This window comes from Actinoplanes sp. ATCC 53533, assembly GCF_003947245.1.
On the sequence record NZ_QHHV01000538.1, the window covers coordinates 1 to 1,173 of the forward strand.

The window sequence follows — 1,173 nt, forward strand, 5'->3', positions numbered from 1 at the left end:
CACAAGTGACGCAGACAGTTGCATCAGCAGCTCAGCCGCATCAGCAGCACCGGTCCTCGGAAGGACGCATCTTGGCAGCTTCCCGCCCTGCGAAGACCAGTCGTACGTCGAGCGCTTACGCTCCCCGCCGTATCTCGTTCGGCAGGATCACCGAGCAACTCGAGGTCCCCAACCTCCTCGCCCTCCAGACGGAGTCCTTCGACTGGTTGGTCGGGAACGAGGCTTGGCAGACGCGCTCTACGGACGATCCACATGCCCACTCGGGCCTCGCAGAGATCCTCGAAGAGATCAGTCCCATTGAGGACTTCTCCGGCACCATGTCGCTGTCCTTCTCAGCGCCGCGCTTCGACGAGGTCAAAGCCTCGATCGAGGAGTGCAAGGAGAAGGACCTGACCTACTGCGCACCGCTGTTCGTGACCGCGGAGTTCACCAACAACACCACTGGCGAGATCAAGAGCCAGACCGTGTTCATGGGTGACTTCCCGATGATGACCCCCAAGGGGACGTTCGTCATCAACGGCACCGAGCGCGTCGTGGTGAGTCAGCTCGTCCGCTCGCCGGGCGTGTACTTCACCAAGGAGCCGGACAAGACCTCCGACCGCGACCTCTCCAGTGTCAAGGTCATCCCGAGCCGGGGCGCCTGGCTCGAGTTCGACATCGACAAGCGCGACACCGTCGGTGTCCGCATCGACCGCAAGCGCCGGCAGGCCGTCACCGTCCTGCTGAAGGCGATCGGTTGGTCGGCGGACCAGATCCGGGAGCGGTTCGGCTGGTCCGAGCTGCTCATGACGACGCTCGAGAAGGACCACATCGGCGGGCAGGACGAGGCCCTGCTCGACATCTACCGCAAGCTCCGCCCTGGCGAGCCGCCGACGCGCGAAAACGCGCAGACCCTGCTCGACAACCTCTTCTTCAACCCGAAGAGGTACGACGTCGCCAAGGTCGGCCGTTACAAGTTCAACAAGAAGCTCGACATCGACGTCCCGATCGTCCGGGGCACGTTGACCGAGGAAGACGTCGTCAAGACCGTGGACTACCTCTGCCGGCTGCACGCCGGTGAGGAGGGCTACGAGGCCGACGACATCGACCACTTCGGCAACCGGCGCCTGCGCACCGTGGGCGAGCTCATCCAGAACCAGGTCCGCGTGGGCCTGTCCCGGATGGAGCGCGTCG

At 64.2% G+C, this 1,173-nt stretch carries 1 pseudogene; it reads left to right on the top strand.

What is annotated here, in order from left to right:
* Positions 1 to 71 precede the first annotated feature (71 nt).
* Positions 72 to 1,173, top strand: a pseudogene (locus DMB66_RS59865) (DNA-directed RNA polymerase subunit beta); the annotation flags it as partial.